Source organism: Hallella absiana, from assembly GCF_025457485.1.
In the GTDB taxonomy this organism is placed as follows: Bacteria; Bacteroidota; Bacteroidia; order Bacteroidales; family Bacteroidaceae; genus Prevotella; species Prevotella absiana.
On sequence record NZ_JAMXSP010000006.1, the window covers coordinates 1 to 16,376 of the forward strand.

A 16,376-nucleotide genomic window follows, 5' to 3' on the forward strand; every position below is an offset into this window, starting at 1 on the left:
ACTTAGTTGTTTGGCGATTACTAAGTTACTAATTCTTAACGAATTGGGCAAATCTTAAAGCCTTTTTTATTGGCAATAATTGTTAAATTTTAAGTATAATCATCTACTTGCGAAACTTGAGTTAATAAGATTTCTAATTTCGCCATCTCATCGCTGATAGTGATGGGCATGACAGCTTGCTCAAGTGACGACCCCAGCAATGGAGGAACACAGATCAACTCACAGGCAGAGGGGATTGGCATTCTGCTTAACGAGACTGCAGGACGTGTAACTAACTTCAACGCTGTTTCCGGCGCCAAGGCATTCACTCGTGCCATGCCGACAACGGTCCCCACGATCGGGCTCACCCTTCCCGCTAAGCCCACCGGTGACGGTTGGGATCCTTATCAGGGCGACGCTAAGCTGGAGGCTAACAGTGTCTATCAGTATAAGTTCGCGGACTACGCTCCCGGTACGCTCGACATGAACGGCAAGGAGCTGTTTTTGAAGCACAACCTCACGCTGAAAGGCCTCAAGGGTGGCGGCACGATCTATGTGTCGGGCAACGTTACCCTTACACTCGATGGTGTAAGCAGTACCGGGACAAGCATCATTGTCTACAAAGGTGGCAAGCTGAAGTTTGACAATACCACAGCCTTCACTGTAGAGAAAGGCGCCAGTCTCATGGCTCAGACCACATTCTATAAGTCCGGCGACGGCAACAAGGAGAATAGCGACCCCAAGGATCAGACCTTCCTCGGCATCAGCCTGACCAACAACGGTAATATCCTCACCACCAATGAGCTCCACGCTAAGACTATCACGCTTGGTGCAGACTCGAAGACACAGGTGGGTACCAACGTCACTGCCGATGAGACGCTGACTGCTGCCGGTAAGCTCTCGGCTCAGATTATCACCGCTAAAGATGCCTCCGTCACGGGTACTGTCGTAGCCAGCAAGCTCTTCTCGCTCGCCAACAGCCTCATCGTGAATGGTGCCGAGGCTAAAGTCTACGGCAACTATATCAAGGCCGGGCAGTATGACGACTCCAAGGAGAAGGCTGCCACGTTCATCCGTCAGGAGAATGGTTCCAATATCTACGTGGGCAACAACGGACTGATCAACACCTACACCTATTATAATACCGACGGCAAGGGCTCGAAGCTGAACCTCGCCGACGGCAAGCTGGCTGTCCTGGAGACCAAGCAGATTGTCACCGGCAGCGACGACGCCACCTTCATCAACACTGCCGACGGTGGTCTCTTCGGCGTCTACTTCAAGAGAGCCTACAAGGGCAGCGTGGCTGACGGCAACCTGCTCGACTGGGACAACTTCGCCTTCGTGGGCGGCAATGTGCGCAAGCTGAACAAGGAGAACGACTTCGCCGACATCTCTATCCCCGCCGACGAGAGCATCAAGTGCCTCGGCTTCAATCCCAACAAGGAAGGTACTAAGACAGCCACAGACTATCAGGTGCTTCGCGTGGCGGCTGCCGTGACCTACGGCGTCAACGACGATGAGCGCAAGGGACGCTCCGCCACGGGCGTCGTCGTCGACGGCAACAACGTTTATGTCTGCTACCACACCAACGGCACCGCACAGGCCGGTATGCTCGACTATCTCACCACCGACAACAACGGAAACGTGACGCTCAGACAGTCTGTCTCGGCTGTCGATGAAAGCAAAAAGAACGTCATCGACTGGAACAATATCGCGCTCGACAAGGAACAGCATAAACTCATCGGAGTGGGCAACGGCGTCAAGGGTGGTGTCATCACCAGCCTGGCACTGAAAGCTGACGGCGCTTTCGACACCGACGCTACATCCACAACGGGCAACAAGAGCCTCGAACCTCTGAAATACACGATTCTGCAGAAAGTAGCGGGTGGCGACAACACCGGCGACGGCAAGCATAACACCGGCGACGGCAACGCCGTCATCGTCAACGGACAGTTCTATCAGGTCGCCACACTCTATGGTACCGAGATCTTCAACCGCAGTGACCTCTCTGGCACGTATGTCAACAAGCTCGGACGAGCTAAGTATATCGCTGCTGACAGCAAGAATGTCTATGTCAGCTATCTCGACAACAATGCGCTGAAGGTGAACACCTACGGAGCCACTAACTATCGTCTCGAAAACGTGACGAACACATGGAACGTAGGCACCCTCGATCCTGTCAAGGGCAAGAGCGTACTCGCTGTCGACGGCAACGACATCTATGTCTGCCGCGGCGCCAACGGACTGGCCAAGTACACCAATGGCACACTCACGGGACTCTTCATCCCGAAGGACGCTACCTACACCGCCGATGCCGAAAACACAAAGTATGAAGAGGGCAAAGTCGTGACCCGCGGCTACTGCAATGGCGTGTGCGTCAAGGGCGATAAGATTTACATTGCTTACGGTTCTCTCGGTCTGATCGTTATCAACAAGAAAGATATGACTGCAACCTCTGAGAAGGAGGCCAAGCAAACACCTGAGGTGGCCCGCTACACCGCCGGCAAGTCTGCCAACTTCGTGGCTGTCGACGGCAACGACAACATCTTTGTGGCTTACGGTCAAAACCATCTGATGGTGCTCAAACTCGAGGCTCATAAACTTTAAAGCATAAGGTGGGGCAGGGCCGGAAGCCCTGCCCTTTTGTCTTTTCTCGGGCGGCAGGTCTCTGCCTCTTCCGTTTAATCGATCAAAAAACTATTATGAAAACTAAAATATATCTACTGGCATCCGCCGTTCTCCTCTTGGGAGGACTGACGGCATGCTCGTCAAGCGACGATGTGGACATCGCCTCTCCGGTCAGCAAGGACGCTGTGGGCGAGGCTCTCGACAATCTCACCGCGGAAATGCAAGGCACGGTGTACAACTGCAACGGCGGAGTGACGCGGACACGCGCCAAAAGTGACATCGATGCCATCAACAAAGAGATACCTACTTGGCCTAAACTGGATACCACCGTGCCTAATAATGCCGTGGATATCACAGAAGGTACTCCTCCCATTTGGAATGATGGCGGCACATGGCTGGTGCCTAAGGAGAAGACAGCATCACACAAAAATATCCGTGGAGGCAATGGTACAACTATCTATGTAGAAGGTACCTTAGAGAAACCTGACATTAATTCGGGCAAAGCTACGATCATCGTCAAGAAAGGTGGCAAACTCATTTTAGGTGGTAATCGAATAACTGGTAATGGAGGCACACTCATCGTCGAAGAAGGTGGAACGCTCGAAACACCATCTGGGGAGCTTCAGATCGCTAATAATGAGGAAATATATATCAAAGGTGACTTCAGCTGTAAGAAGGCATGCATTCAAGGAACACTTTATGTAGACGGCGACTTAACAGCAGAGGATTTCTACGGAAACACAGCACCCAATCAGTATTATTCTGGTGATATTATGAACGCCGACACCCGTCTGTATGTGGCAGGTAAGCTGACCTCCACGGGTGCTGATTTATGGACCGACGGTTACATCCGTGTGGGCAATGGCATTGAAGCCGGAGACAACACCATCAAATTCCAGAATGGTACTAAACTTATTGTAGACTGTGGTGTCAAGGCCAAAACGATAGACGTCAACTCCAACGGTGCAGAGATACATACTAAATACATCAAGTGTGTCAACCTCACCCATTGTGCCGACTCAAAGATATTCCTTGGGGACAAGGGACTCATTGATGTCGACGGCACATACGAGGTCCTCAATAATGGCAACGATGCCGCCATCGTCATGGAGGGCAAGGATGCCATGGGCGTGATCAAGGCCGCCACCATCAAGTTCAATGGCAGTAATCCTTCCGAAATCTTCTTCGTGAAGACAAACCCTGATGAGGGGAAGCAGCGGGCTGGCATCGACTGCGACAATATCATGTACAACAAGAATAATGGAAATTACGAGACGGTGGACTACAATACGTTAGACTTCAAGAACGCTGAGGTGCAACGTATCCATGATGGCAAGGTCATTGACAAAGACGGTGAGCCCGTCGACGGAAAGGTAACCTTCTCCATTCCCGCTGGCGACTGCAGCGGCAATGGCTATGTACCCAACGCCAAGCCCGACCCCGATCCTGTCATCCCCGTGGTGGTTGCGGAAAGTCATACCCACGACATCTCGGCAACTTGTGTGCAGCACGACGGCAACGGCAATGTATATGTGTCGTACCATCAGAAAGGCGAAGGACGCAGTGGATGTATCGAGGTCTTCCGTACTACCGGCAATACCACAACACTCAAGCAGTTCGTCCGCGACCACAACAAGTCCATTGATTTCAACCATATCTGCCTTGACAAGGCTGGCAAGCGACTCTATGCCGTAGGCAACAACAAAAATGGTGGCATGCTCGCCTTTATGAATCTCAAGGACGACGGCACCATCAACTGCGCCGCTCAGAAGATGGGTGAGCTCGATAGTACTGACATCAATGCCAAGACCTATGAGCCTCTGCAGCTTGTTAAACTCTATCAGGCCCAACAGTCTGCAGCCGGTAACGGCACGAAGAAAGGCGGTGACGGCAACTGCGTGATCGTCAACGGCGACAAGCTCGACGTGGCTTCCACCTACGGCTATGAAGTGTATGACAACGGCCTCAATCCCGTACGCATCACCAAGAAGGAAGGTCGCGCCAAGCACCTCGCTTACGCGCCCGACGGCAACACGTTCTATGCCATCCACTACGACGGCACACATATTTCGGACTCCTTGACCGAGGTGGGTCTGAAGCTGGAGAAGTTCGACAAGAGCGATGTCACGATGCAGAAGCCTCTCTTCTCCGTCGATGCCAACAAGGTGAAGCCCAACAACGGCAAGAACGCCATCTGTGTCTACGACGGCAAGGTCTATGTCTGCCAAAGCATGAACGGACTCTATGTCTACGACGCCAACACCGGTGCTCAGGTGGGCCACTACAAGGAGAACATCTACTCCGACAAATTGGAGAAAGACCTGATGATCTGCGCCAACGGCGTGGCGGTGGATAATAAATATGTATATGTGGCCTACGGTACACGTGGCCTCGTGGTCCTTGACCGCAATACACTGAAAAAGGTGACAAGCTTCGTACGCTCACGCTCGGCCAACTATGTCACGCTGGCCGGCGGCTACATCTATGTGGCCTACGGACGCAACAGCCTGCAAGTGTTTAAGCTCGTGGAATAATGGATTTCACGCTGCGCGCCTCTCGCCCTCCGGGGCAGGAGACGCCAGCATGTCTATGCCTATGCAAAGAGACTTTTGGCGAATATTCTTACTGATGACTCTGACCTTGGCCTTAGGATCAGTGCGCACCTACGCACAGAATGATCAGAACTATGGTTACAGGCCAAAGATGCTTGTATTCGAGAACCTCAAGAACGATAGCGTGCTGCGCGACTTCCACCGGCGCTTTCGCCTCATGGAGCGTGTCGTCTTTCATCCCGTTCCGTATACCATGCCGCAGGCTCCTGTCTTTGGCTTTCCCGACGACGACGACCTCACAGACAGCCTCTACCGCGTAAAGGCTGCCACGGACGTGCTCGCCCTGGAGCGCAACACTGGACTGGAGGTCACCGGGCAGGTCTACGGCCGGCTCTCCAAGAAGCTCACAAACTTCCTGAGCTCTGACGAGGACGACCCCGTCTCGGTCTACAAGGCTAAGGTGCAGGCCGAAGTGGGATGGGACTGGATCAACAGCAAGTACTATCACCGCCACGACAAGGAGTGGGGAATACGTCTCTCCGCCGACATCGCCAAGGCACGGCAGCGCCTCGACATGGGACGCGCCGACATGGATGCCTGGGCCGACACCATGGAGCAGCACTGGAACCATGTCATCGCCGGGGTCATGCTCTGTCACGTGCGCAACCTCGACGTGCTCAACGAGGCATACCAGATGATGCTCGAGCAAGACCGCATCACCAGCGGACAGCTCCTCGACGTGATGAACGAGAAGATGCAGCTCGAGTTTCAGCTTGCTCAGTTCTTTGCCAAGGACTCTGTGGCTCCCCGTGAGCAGCTCGTCTGGTTGCAGCCCAGGGCTGTCGTCGTGGATACCCTCGCGCTGCGTGCGCAGATTGCTGCCGCCAATCCGCAGAACAAACTCAACATGCTGAGAATACAGAAACTCGACAACGATGCCAAACTGCTGTCTTATGTGGCTACGATGCGTCTGACACCCTTCGCCCGATGGTCGACTTATCTCACCAGCCGCGACAGATTGTCCAACAATGCCGACTTCGGTGTGCGCTTCACCTTTCCGCTGTGGAACGACACGCGACGGCGGAAAGAGTCGATAGAAGTGCAGAAAGACATACTCCGCAACGAGAACAGCAACTACACCGACAACGTGATGACGCACTGTCGCATGTCCATCGATGCCATCAGAAGGCTCAACCAGGCCATCGCCGTGGAGTATCATCATCTCACGCAGCTCAAGAAATATCTCGCCATGCGGCAGAATACCTATGCCAAGAACCAAGGCCGATACAGCTATATCGACCGACTGCTGGAATACAACCAATATCTCAAGAGCATGGAACGCCTCTACACGCAGATGAAAGACCGCTCGCTGAGCATCATACAGATACAGCGACTGGCCAACGTGCCGAATGTCAACAGCTTCGTCTCGACGGCAGCGTTGCAATAAGTAAAGATAAAAGCAAACTATGAAAGACTTCAAATTTGAACAAAGCACGACCGAGCAGGATGCGCTCGCCCTGCTCAAGAAGCAGACAAGAAGACTCGCCAAGCAGCAGGTCGTCTTTGCCTCTGTCTTTCTCGTGGCGCTTATCTTCCTGATCCTGTATGTCGTCAGCCGGTCGGTGTATACCTATTACGACGGATATATCGCTTTGGACAAAAACAATATCCGGGCTGCGGAAGACATCTATATCCTCGACATGAGAGCCAGCGTCGGTGACTCGGTGCAAAGGGGCGACACGCTCTTCTCGTATGTCATCATCAATCATATCGGCGACCTCAACAATGTCAACACGGAGCCACCTTTCGTGCAACGGGCCAACGATATGAAAACGCAGGCTATGCTCGCACGCCAGGAAATACCCGTGCTGCGAGAACAGCTGAGACAACTGCAAAAGCAACTCTATTCTGAGCGAAACGATATCTTCTACGGACTGACCAACAACACCAAGCAAAACGATCTCAAAGCACAGATTGCCGAGACGGAGGCTAAGATAAGGCAGGCCGAAAGCAAGGTGCGCATCTATCTGGCACAGGTGGGCAGGGATCGCATGCAACTGATCCGGGCCGGACTGGAAAGTCCCAGGGTCAACAGCATGCCGTATTCTCCCTACGGCAACAACTACACGTCTGAGTTCCTTAAATATGCTTGCGCGCCAGACGATGGCTATATTACCAACATTGACTTCACCAACTACTCCATAGCCATCAGAGGCGACGAGATCATGAGTCTGAAACTGCGCGACATCGACAAGGCTCACCTGCACGTGATGACATACGTGCCTGTTGACAAGGCGCGTAGCCTCATGCGCGCTGACTCCATCGAGGTCATCGTAGACAATAAAACCCGCTTCGGTGCACACCTCGTGCGTATGGGACTGGGTGTCGACGAGCTTCCCGATTACCTGATGAACAACTTCTCGCGAGACGCTATGGTCATCATGGCCGCGCTGAACATCGACAAGGATCAGCAGATTCCCGTATGGGTTCTCAACGACCACTTGCCCGTGAAGATACGAGTCAGCTCGGTGGGCGTGAGGAAAAAACTCGAATATGTGGAGAAACACTATAAGGTCGCTACCCCCTCCACTCGGTACAAAAAAGGGAATGATAAGAAAGTAGAACGTAACTAAAGATTAAAGGAGTATAGAGTCAAGCCATCATGAGAAATATTGTCACCAATAAATATGGCTACCGCATCCTCGTCTGTGACGAGCCTGTGTGGGTGGAGTTCAGGCCTGAATACAAGGCCGATGACTTTGACGCGGTATTTATTAACATACCCTATCCCAACGATGTGGAGCTTATCCTTAAAGGCTTGAATCCCATCACCTGCAACAAGGCGGCATACAAGCCGTTCTTCGCGGCAAGAACGTTGGAGGGCAAGATCGGAAACTATGAGGAGATGATAGACGCTTTCATCGACGGGGTTGACGAGGAACTCGTGTTGAGCACTTTCAAAACGCTGGAAAACTATCGCCTGCAGTACGGCGTGCCGCAAGAGAAAGGTGTCGTCACCAACCACTATCTGCTTATCCTGCGCATCTTCAGGTACTTTATTTCCCGCAACCACCTTGTCCTGGAGCCAAAGGTTATGGAGAAAAGTGCCATGGGATGCGCCTTCCCCCTGGCAGAGTGCCTGCACGACTGGGGACTGTTCCACATCAATGAATACTTCTCGTGGGTGGACATGGGCGTGGCAAAGGGCTCGCTGGCTTACCGCAAGACGGTGTACCGCATGCATGTCTGTCCGAAGTGTCAGCACTCGCATCTCATCTATCAGGAGACCTGCCCCCACTGCGGCAGCAATGAGCTGACCAACGAACCGGTCATCCACCATTTCCCTTGTGCCAACATCTCGCCGGAACACACCTATATGGCTGGTGGGCAGCTCATTTGTCCGAAGTGTCACAAGCCCTTGCGACATATCGGCATCGACTATGACCGGCCGGCGTCACTCTATATCTGCCACAACTGCAACCAAAGCTTCCTGACTCCTGACACCACGGCAACGTGCACTTACTGCGGTACCGTCTCAAAAGTACAGGACCTCTTCCCGCGGAGCATACATGTCGTGGAGATTACAGCAAGAGGAATCAGTGACATCTGCCGGGGACTGCACTCGTTCTCACCGTACGATGACTATTTCAACAACTACATGTCTGTCCAGGCTTTTGAAAACCGTCTGTCGCTGATCTCACGTCGCGCACTCGCCGCCGAGGGCGTCATCCGCGGACTGATGATCGCCGTCGTGTGGGCCACGGACAGAAAAGGCGGCGTGATGACACGTACCGAAAAGGTTGTTGAGGCTGCCAGCCGGCTCTTCCTGAACTATAAAATCACGGCAATGGTCACGGCAATCTATATCCAGGATACCGTGCTCGATGGTGACAGCGACAGAGAAGAGGAAAACTTCCGCAAGGTGATCACCGATAATGCTTCTTATCTGGCAATGTTTCTTAAACCGGAGATGACATTGCATATCGCCTTCAAGGTCATGGGAGGAAATGTGCAGGACGATCAGCGCTTCCTGAGAGAGTGGTCGCTCATCCCCAGCACATCAGACGTCACCATACACTATGAGGATGTTCCTCATCCTAAGGACATGAGTACGATGATGTTTATCAGCCGTAAACTCAACCCCGACTTCGACAAAGTGGAGACCGATCAGGACAGAAGAGAGAAGGAAAAGGAAAGGATGATACGGGAAATCGACAAGCTGCAGGACCGCCCGTCCGTCTCCAAACTCATCTCTTACCTGAGATGGGGCTATATCGTGCTGCTCATAGTGGCTATCGCCGCCATTATCGCAGGATGGTGGTTCTGGTTGAGATAAACAAGGCAGACTGAGAAAGGACTAACGTTATGATAGATCAAATACTGTACTACATAAGTCGATTTGTCGACTTCCTGCGTGGCTTGAACGTGGACAACGTGGTGAGGACCTATTGGTTTCTTTTCTTCGTGGAGTTTCCGCGTTACTACCTGCTGGAGTACGGAGTGATGATCTATTGCTTCTTCACAGGAGGTAAGCGGCGTCGGCAGCGAGCGGTCGCCAAGTGGCTGCTGCACCACGACCGTCCACTGGTGTCTATCCTCGTGCCGGGAAAAAACGAGGGCAAAAATATCTATAAGCTTGTCACCACGCTGCGGGAACAGACCTACAACAACTTCGAGATCATCGTCGTCGATGACGGATCAGACGATGACACTCCGCTCATCTGTCACGACCTTGAACGGGCAAAGTATATCTCGAAATATCTGCGTTGTGATGTCAGGGGCGGCAAGGCTTCTGCCGCAAACTTCGGCGCTAACGCCGCCACGGGGAAGTATATCATCCATCTCGACGCTGACTCTTCTCTTGACCGCGAGGCTGTGGAGAACATCCTGCTGCCCTTCTATATGGACAACCGCGTGAAGGCTGTTGGCGGCTGCGTGCTCGTGCGCAATTTCAAAGACACGATTTGCTCGTCACTGCAAGGCTATGAATACCTTAAACGCATTCAGGTGGGACGACTGGTGACCAGTCAGCTTGGTATCTATCATATCATCTCCGGTGCCTTCGGCGCTTTCGATGCGGAAACACTCAAGGAAATTGGTTACTGGGACATCGGGCCGGGACTCGACGGAGACATTACACAAAAGGTGCGTAAGGCCGGGCATCGCGTGGCCTTTGCCCACGACGCTGTCTGCCTCACCAACGTGCCTACAAAATGGTATAAGCTCTATCATCAGCGCGTCAGATGGAGCCGCTCACTCGTCAGGTTCAGATTGAGAAAGCATCTCGACATTCTGCTGCCCAACCGCAACTGGAACTTTCTGAACTTCGTGAGCAACATGGAGAGCATCTTTTATGACTGCATCCTCAACTTCGTATGGTGGTTTTATATCATCAACCTCGTCTTCACCTTTCAGACAGCCTTCCTGCAGGTCTTTGTGCTCGGCTATCTCTTGCGAATCGTGCTGAACTATATAGGGTGGGGACTGGTAAGAGTCGTCAGCGAACGGCCGCGCGACACTTACTGGTATTTGCGCTACCTGCCGCTTATGCCGGCATATTCGGGATGGTTCCTGCGTATGGCCCGCACGGTGGCTCAGTTAAGCGAGCTGTTCTTCTTCCAGTCATACAAAGACAACTGGAATCCTTATAAGACCTCACGGTCTGCACAATTGGAACGAATGTAAATATATTATATGAGACAAACAAAAGTAGCATTGATAGGCCTTGGCTATGTTGGTCTGCCCCTTGCCCTGGCTTTCGCAAAGCATTATGATGTCGTGGGCTTCGACGTTGACAGCAAGAAATGCAAAAACCTGCGCAGAGGACTTGTCAGCCGTGATCAATGCGACCCGGCTAAGTTGCATAATGCCTTGAACAAAGGAAACTTCCTTATCACCGACAACCTCAGGGACACGGCAGAATGCAATGTCTTCATCATCGCTGTGCCTACGCCGATCTCTAAAGACTATCATGCCGACCCTACATTGCTCGAAAAGGCCTGCGAGATGGTGGGACAGGTCATCAGCAAGGGCGACACCGTCGTCATAGAGTCTACCGTGTGGCCGGGGATGACGGAAGAGACGTGCGTGCCCATCTTGGAAAAGACATCAGGATTGAAACTCAACACTGACTTCTTTGTCGGCTATTCCCCCGAGCGTATCAACCCCGGAGACAGTGAGCACCCCGTGGAGCGCATCAGAAAGATTGTCTCCGGATCCACTCCGGATACGGCGGCCGCTTTAGAGAAGCTCTACGGTTCCATCCTGCTCAACGGTACTTACAAGGCTCCCTGCATCCGCGTGGCTGAGGCCAGTAAGGTCATGGAAAACTGCCAGCGTGACGTGCTCATCGCCTTTGCCAACGAGATGCACACGATTTTCTCGGCCTTGGGCATCAACACGGAGGATGTCATCGCTGCCGCCTCCACCAAATGGAACTTCGTGCCTTTGCACCCGGGACTTGTTGGCGGACACTGTATCTCCGTGGATCCCTACTACCTTATTGATAAGGCCGCCACAGCGGATGTCGACGCACGACTGCTGAAGACGGCAAGAGCTATCAACAACGAGATGGCCATCAGCTATGCCCGACGCATAGCCGCCAGACTCAAAAAGACTGGTGGATCGAGTGTGCTGCTCCTCGGATTTGCCTTTAAGCCCAACTGCGATGATATTCGTAATACACGTGTCGCGGATGTGTATCATGAACTGGCGAAGACCGTCAGTGATATTACCGTGTGTGATCCGCTCATTGATGTGGAAAAGGCCAAGGCGGAGTATGGCATTAATGTTGTACACAGTGTGCCGCGCAATCGGGACTACGACGTGATCGCGATCACCACCGCGCATGATATCTTTGCCCGCGACGCCTTCCTCAACATCGAGCACAAGCCTGTCATGCTCTTATGCGACAAGCCGACAGAATAGAGCATAAGGTTAGGGCTAAGGAGAGAACAAAATAAAAGATCCCCTTACACCAGCGTGCTGAGCGCATGGTGTAAGGGGATTCGAGCAGACGGTTAGTATTTAAACGAGCTGCCACCCAGGAATTCGCGGAGCAGGCTCGTCGGCGGGATGTCGCGGTTGGGGACCGGCTGGAAATACTTCAGGAACTTGCGCAGGCGGTAAGCCTCGCTGTACTCCTCACAGTTCTCCGGCACCTGCTCCAAGAGCGGTTCGGCCTGCTGCTTGATGACGGCGAGCTCGAAGAGCATGGCCGAGTTGAACATCACGTCGGCATTCTCCTGATAGGGGAAGATCCATTTGTTCTCACCGGCACGCACCGACGGCCAGCGGTGGATCGTCTCCTGAGCGTTGACACCACGGTATTTGTAGTCGCGGATGATGCGGCGCAGAAGGCGGTTGTCCGTCGTGGGGATGTAGTTGTGGTCATCGAGCAGGATGGTTGTCAGCGCCGAGACATAGACGCGGAACTTCTGTGCTTCGGGGATCTGCGCGGTGAGCTCAGGGTTCAGGGCGTGGATGCCCTCGACGACGAGAACGTTGTTGGGCTCCATGCGCAGCTTCTTGCCGCTCTTCTCGCTGCGTCCCGTCTGGAAGTTATATTTCGGCAACTCTATCTCCTCGCCACGGAAGAGCGCGTTGAACTGGTCGTTGATGAGCTTGAGATTAAGGGCATAGATGCTCTCGTAGTCATATTCGCCCTTGTCGTCCTTGGGCGTATGCTCGCGGTCGACGAAGTAGTCGTCGAGCGAGATCTGCAGCGGTTTGATGCCGTTGGCCAGCAACTGTATGCTCAGACGCTTGCAGGTGGTGGTCTTTCCGGAAGAAGACGGACCGGCGAGGAGCACGAGTTTCACGTCCTTGCGGCTGGCAATCTCGTCGGCGATCTCGGTGAGCTTCTTCTCTTGCAGAGCCTCCGAGACATTGATGAGGTTGGTTGCCTGACCCTTGCGCACCATCTCGTTGAAGTCGCCGACAGTGCGCAGTCCCATGATCTCCTGCCAACGGTGGTGCTCACGGAAGATCTCAAACATCTTGTCCTGTCGCGTCATCTGCGGCAGCACGCCCGGGTCTTTGAGGTCGGGAATGCGCAGGAGCAGTCCGTTGAAATATTTCTCCAGTCCGAAGAGATAGATCTTCGACGTGTTGGTCAACAGCGAGCCATAGTAGTAGTCGACGTAGTCGTCGATCTGATAATAGGTCGTGTAGAGTGAGCCAGCGCTGCGCAAGAGCTTCGACTTGGCCTTGTCGCCTTTCTCCTCAAACATCCTGACGGCATCCTCGGTGGGCACCTCGAAGCGGCGGATCGGCATCTTGGCGTCGATGATCTGCTGCATGCGCTGGCGGATGCGCGCCACATCGTCGTCAGTGACCTCGTGGCCGATGGTCAGATCGACGTAGTAGCCCTTGCTCACGGGAATGTCGATGACCACCTTGCTTTGTGGATAGAGGTCGTGGACAGCCTTGCAGAGTACGAAGAAGAGCGAGCGGGTGTAGTTGCGCGAGCCCGAGCCGGAGGTCATGTCGAGGAATTCCACGTCCTTGTTGTGGTAGATGCGGTAGTGCATTCCCTCCACCTTGTTGTTGACCTTGGCGCAGATCGGTCCGTACTTCATGTCAATACCTGCGTTGCGAAACACTTCTGAAAGCGTGCTGCCAATGGGTGCGGTGAGCGTCTGCCCATTGTTCTTGCAGCGTATCTGAATGGTTGGTTTCATCATAGTCTTTGATTTTTGTTTTTAATCTTGCCTTGCAAGTATAGTGTGGTTATATCAGTTGCTCCAGCATCTGTCTCTCCATAGTCCTTTGCTTTTCCGCAAAGTTACACTTTTATGAGTGAAAGACCAAGGATATTCCCACTTTTCTTAGCGAATATTCCGCGTGTTGCCACACTTTTCTTAGGGAAAGGAAGTGGTTGGGCATCAGTAAGAATCACTTGTCCTTGATGTCTCTCTCAGTCTTTTTTAGCACTGTCTCACATTTTTTTGGCTTTTCTCTTGCACGTTTCGAAAATACTTCCTATCTTTGCACCAATAATAGCGTAACACCTTTACACAAGGGTATTAAAAGAAAAGCTGATGTTTGATATGCATAATACATCATGTGCAACAATGTTTAACACAATTCTTTTGGTTAATCCGAAAAATTGTGTAACACACACACACACACACACACACACCTATAATATATAGGCTACGTGCCCTCGCCGGTGTGCTGTTCTTGCTCCTTTGTGCAAGAGCCTCCGCACAGGTATCCCTTCGCACCAACTTTTTAGACGACATCACGTTGGCACCGCAGCTCGGTGCCGACATCATCCTCAGCAGCCATTACAGCCTCTCGCTCGATGGTTGCTATGCCCCCGTGGCATTTTCCCAAGACCATAAATACAAGCACTGGACAGCAGCCGCCGGCGTGCGCTGGTGGCCCTCCTTCACACACACCGGCTGGTATGTCGGCGCACAGGGCTATGGCGGACAGTTCAACGCCGCCGGCCTGCCGCTCCTCGGCCTCAAAGACCGACGAAAGCAAGGCTACCTGCTTGGCGCCGGACTCAACGGCGGCTATCTGCGGCAGATCAGCGTGCACTTCGGCATAGAGGCCGGCATCGGCATCGGTGCCACCGTGGCACACTTCGACGAGTACCGCCGGGGCAAGTGCGGCGAGCCTCTCGGCACGAAGACGCGCACACTCGTCGGCCCCACCCACCTCGACCTCTCGCTGGTCTACTTCCTGCCTTAGACTCCGCGGCCGACACTTTTCCCGACAAAAAACATAAAACACACACATAAGGTTTCCTATCGATAAGACCATGAAGAAATCCAAGATTCTCACACTATCCCTGCTCGCCCTGCTGAGCGCCGCGCCCGCGCTGGGCCAGACGGCCTACAACGGCAAGGTCTCTGTCAGCCAGGAGCAGTTCACCCGCCAGGGTCGTCTGCTGCGCGTGCGCTTCCATGTGGCCTACGGCGACGATGTCGCCTCGCCGGGCGAGACGCTCACGCTCACCCCGGTGCTCAAAAACGACACCGTGCAGCAGACGCTCTCCGCCGTCGTCGTCAAGGGCGACGACCTGCGACCCGGGAGCCGCTTGCAGGGCAACTATCCCGTCGCCGCCCGCGGCAAGGCCAAGGGCCGCGCCGCACTGCGCCACTCCTTTGACTACGACACCACCGTGCCCTACGCCGCGTGGATGAACGGTGCCGCCCTCTACTTCGAGAGCCAGCGCGACAAGGGACAGGGCAACCGCCACACCTTTGAGGACAACGTGCTCAGCAGCGTCGCCGTCACCACCGACACCACGCTCACCGCCGCCCCCCGTGTCGAAGTCCTCGCCGAGGGCATCCTCGCCCGCGTGCGCTATCTCTCTCCCGCCACCGAGGCCAGCAAGATAGCCACCGTGACGGGCGTCATGCCGCTCACCCGTGAGGAAGTGCACAGCACGAAGTTCAACAGCGAGGTCTACCAGCATATCATGTCCGTGGCCGGCAAGCAGGGCGGCGGAAGGCCCCTCGTCGCCGTGAGACTCCACGGCTTCGGCGCCCCCGAGGGCAACTACCACGCCACGGCGCGCATGGGCATGGACCGACAGCTCTGGCTCCGCGACTACCTGCTCCGACAGAAAGGCACCGCCGCCGCACGATGCCGCGTCGACTGGACACCCGAGGACTGGGACAGCATCGTCACCATCGTCCGCGGCTCCTCCATGCGCTACCGCAACGCCGTGCTCGACATCATCCGCGCCACCGACGTCGCCGACGGCCGGGAGAGCAACCTCAAGACGCTCGCCAAGGGGCAGCCCTACAACTATCTCGAGCACCACGTCTTTGACAAGGTATACCGCATGGCCTACACACTCGACTTCGCCGTGCCCGACGCCGACAGCATCACCGGCGCGGTGACGCCCGACAACGACCGCTCGCAGCTCACCTACGCCAACCTCTTCGGCGTGGCCGAGGGCTACGGACGCGGCTCCTCGACATTCCGGGAACTCATGGCCATGGGCGCCCGCCTCTTCCCCAACAGCGCTGAGGCCAACATCAACGCCGGTGCCGCCGCCCTCGTCGAAGGACGCGCCGACGACGCCCGACGACTCCTCGAGCCCTACGCCTCAGACCCGCGTGCCTACGACGATCTCGGCGTGCTCTACACGCTGCTCGGCCGGCGAGACCGCGCCGAGGTCTACTTCCGACTGGCCGAGGAGCATGCCCGCGCCAAGGACTGACAGTAACAGACGAACGATATATATCCTCTTTA

Annotated in this window: 10 protein-coding genes; 9 read left to right on the plus strand and 1 reads right to left on the minus strand. The window is 54.3% G+C overall.

Annotation, left to right across the window (positions count from 1 at the left end; all coding sequences use genetic code 11):
- The first annotated feature begins 168 nt into the window (after positions 1-168).
- From NG346_RS04275 to NG346_RS04305, 7 genes are all read left to right on the plus strand, one after another.
- A complete protein-coding gene (locus tag NG346_RS04275) occupies positions 169-2,586 on the plus strand; it encodes a hypothetical protein (protein ID WP_262288364.1) in 2,418 nt (805 codons plus the stop codon).
- A 95-nt stretch (positions 2,587-2,681) separates the two neighbouring features.
- Positions 2,682-5,141 (plus strand): collagen-binding domain-containing protein, encoded by a 2,460-nt coding sequence (locus tag NG346_RS04280; RefSeq protein WP_262288365.1) that lies wholly within the window; start codon positions 2,682-2,684, stop codon positions 5,139-5,141.
- A gap of 94 nt (positions 5,142-5,235) precedes the next feature.
- A complete protein-coding gene (locus tag NG346_RS04285) occupies positions 5,236-6,606 on the plus strand; it encodes a hypothetical protein (protein WP_262288366.1) in 1,371 nt (456 codons plus the stop codon).
- A 19-nt stretch (positions 6,607-6,625) separates the two neighbouring features.
- On the plus strand, positions 6,626-7,792 hold the full coding sequence (locus tag NG346_RS04290) for an HlyD family secretion protein (RefSeq protein WP_262288367.1): 1,167 nt from the start codon (positions 6,626-6,628) through the stop codon (positions 7,790-7,792).
- A gap of 29 nt (positions 7,793-7,821) precedes the next feature.
- Complete coding sequence (locus tag NG346_RS04295) at positions 7,822-9,495, plus strand: TackOD1 domain-containing metal-binding protein (protein WP_262279175.1); 1,674 nt, start codon at positions 7,822-7,824, stop codon at positions 9,493-9,495.
- Positions 9,496-9,524: 29 nt separating this feature from the next.
- The gene (locus tag NG346_RS04300; RefSeq protein ID WP_262279176.1) at positions 9,525-10,844 is read left to right on the plus strand and encodes a glycosyltransferase family 2 protein; all 1,320 of its coding nucleotides are present in this window, start codon (positions 9,525-9,527) and stop codon (positions 10,842-10,844) included.
- Positions 10,845-10,853: 9 nt separating this feature from the next.
- The gene (locus NG346_RS04305; protein WP_262279177.1) at positions 10,854-12,086 is read left to right on the plus strand and encodes a nucleotide sugar dehydrogenase; all 1,233 of its coding nucleotides are present in this window, start codon (positions 10,854-10,856) and stop codon (positions 12,084-12,086) included.
- 92 nt (positions 12,087-12,178) lie between these two features.
- Here the strand turns inward: NG346_RS04305 and NG346_RS04310 are convergent, their stop codons facing one another.
- A complete protein-coding gene (locus NG346_RS04310) occupies positions 12,179-13,840 on the minus strand; it encodes a nucleoside kinase (RefSeq protein ID WP_262279298.1) in 1,662 nt (553 codons plus the stop codon).
- A 493-nt stretch (positions 13,841-14,333) separates the two neighbouring features.
- Between NG346_RS04310 and NG346_RS04315 the strand changes: the two genes are divergently transcribed.
- Both NG346_RS04315 and NG346_RS04320 read left to right on the plus strand, forming a co-directional pair.
- A complete protein-coding gene (locus tag NG346_RS04315) occupies positions 14,334-14,861 on the plus strand; it encodes a DUF3575 domain-containing protein (protein ID WP_262279178.1) in 528 nt (175 codons plus the stop codon).
- 70 nt (positions 14,862-14,931) lie between these two features.
- The gene (locus tag NG346_RS04320) at positions 14,932-16,344 is read left to right on the plus strand and encodes a tetratricopeptide repeat protein (protein ID WP_262288368.1); all 1,413 of its coding nucleotides are present in this window, start codon (positions 14,932-14,934) and stop codon (positions 16,342-16,344) included.
- The last annotated feature ends 32 nt before the right edge of the window (positions 16,345-16,376 follow it).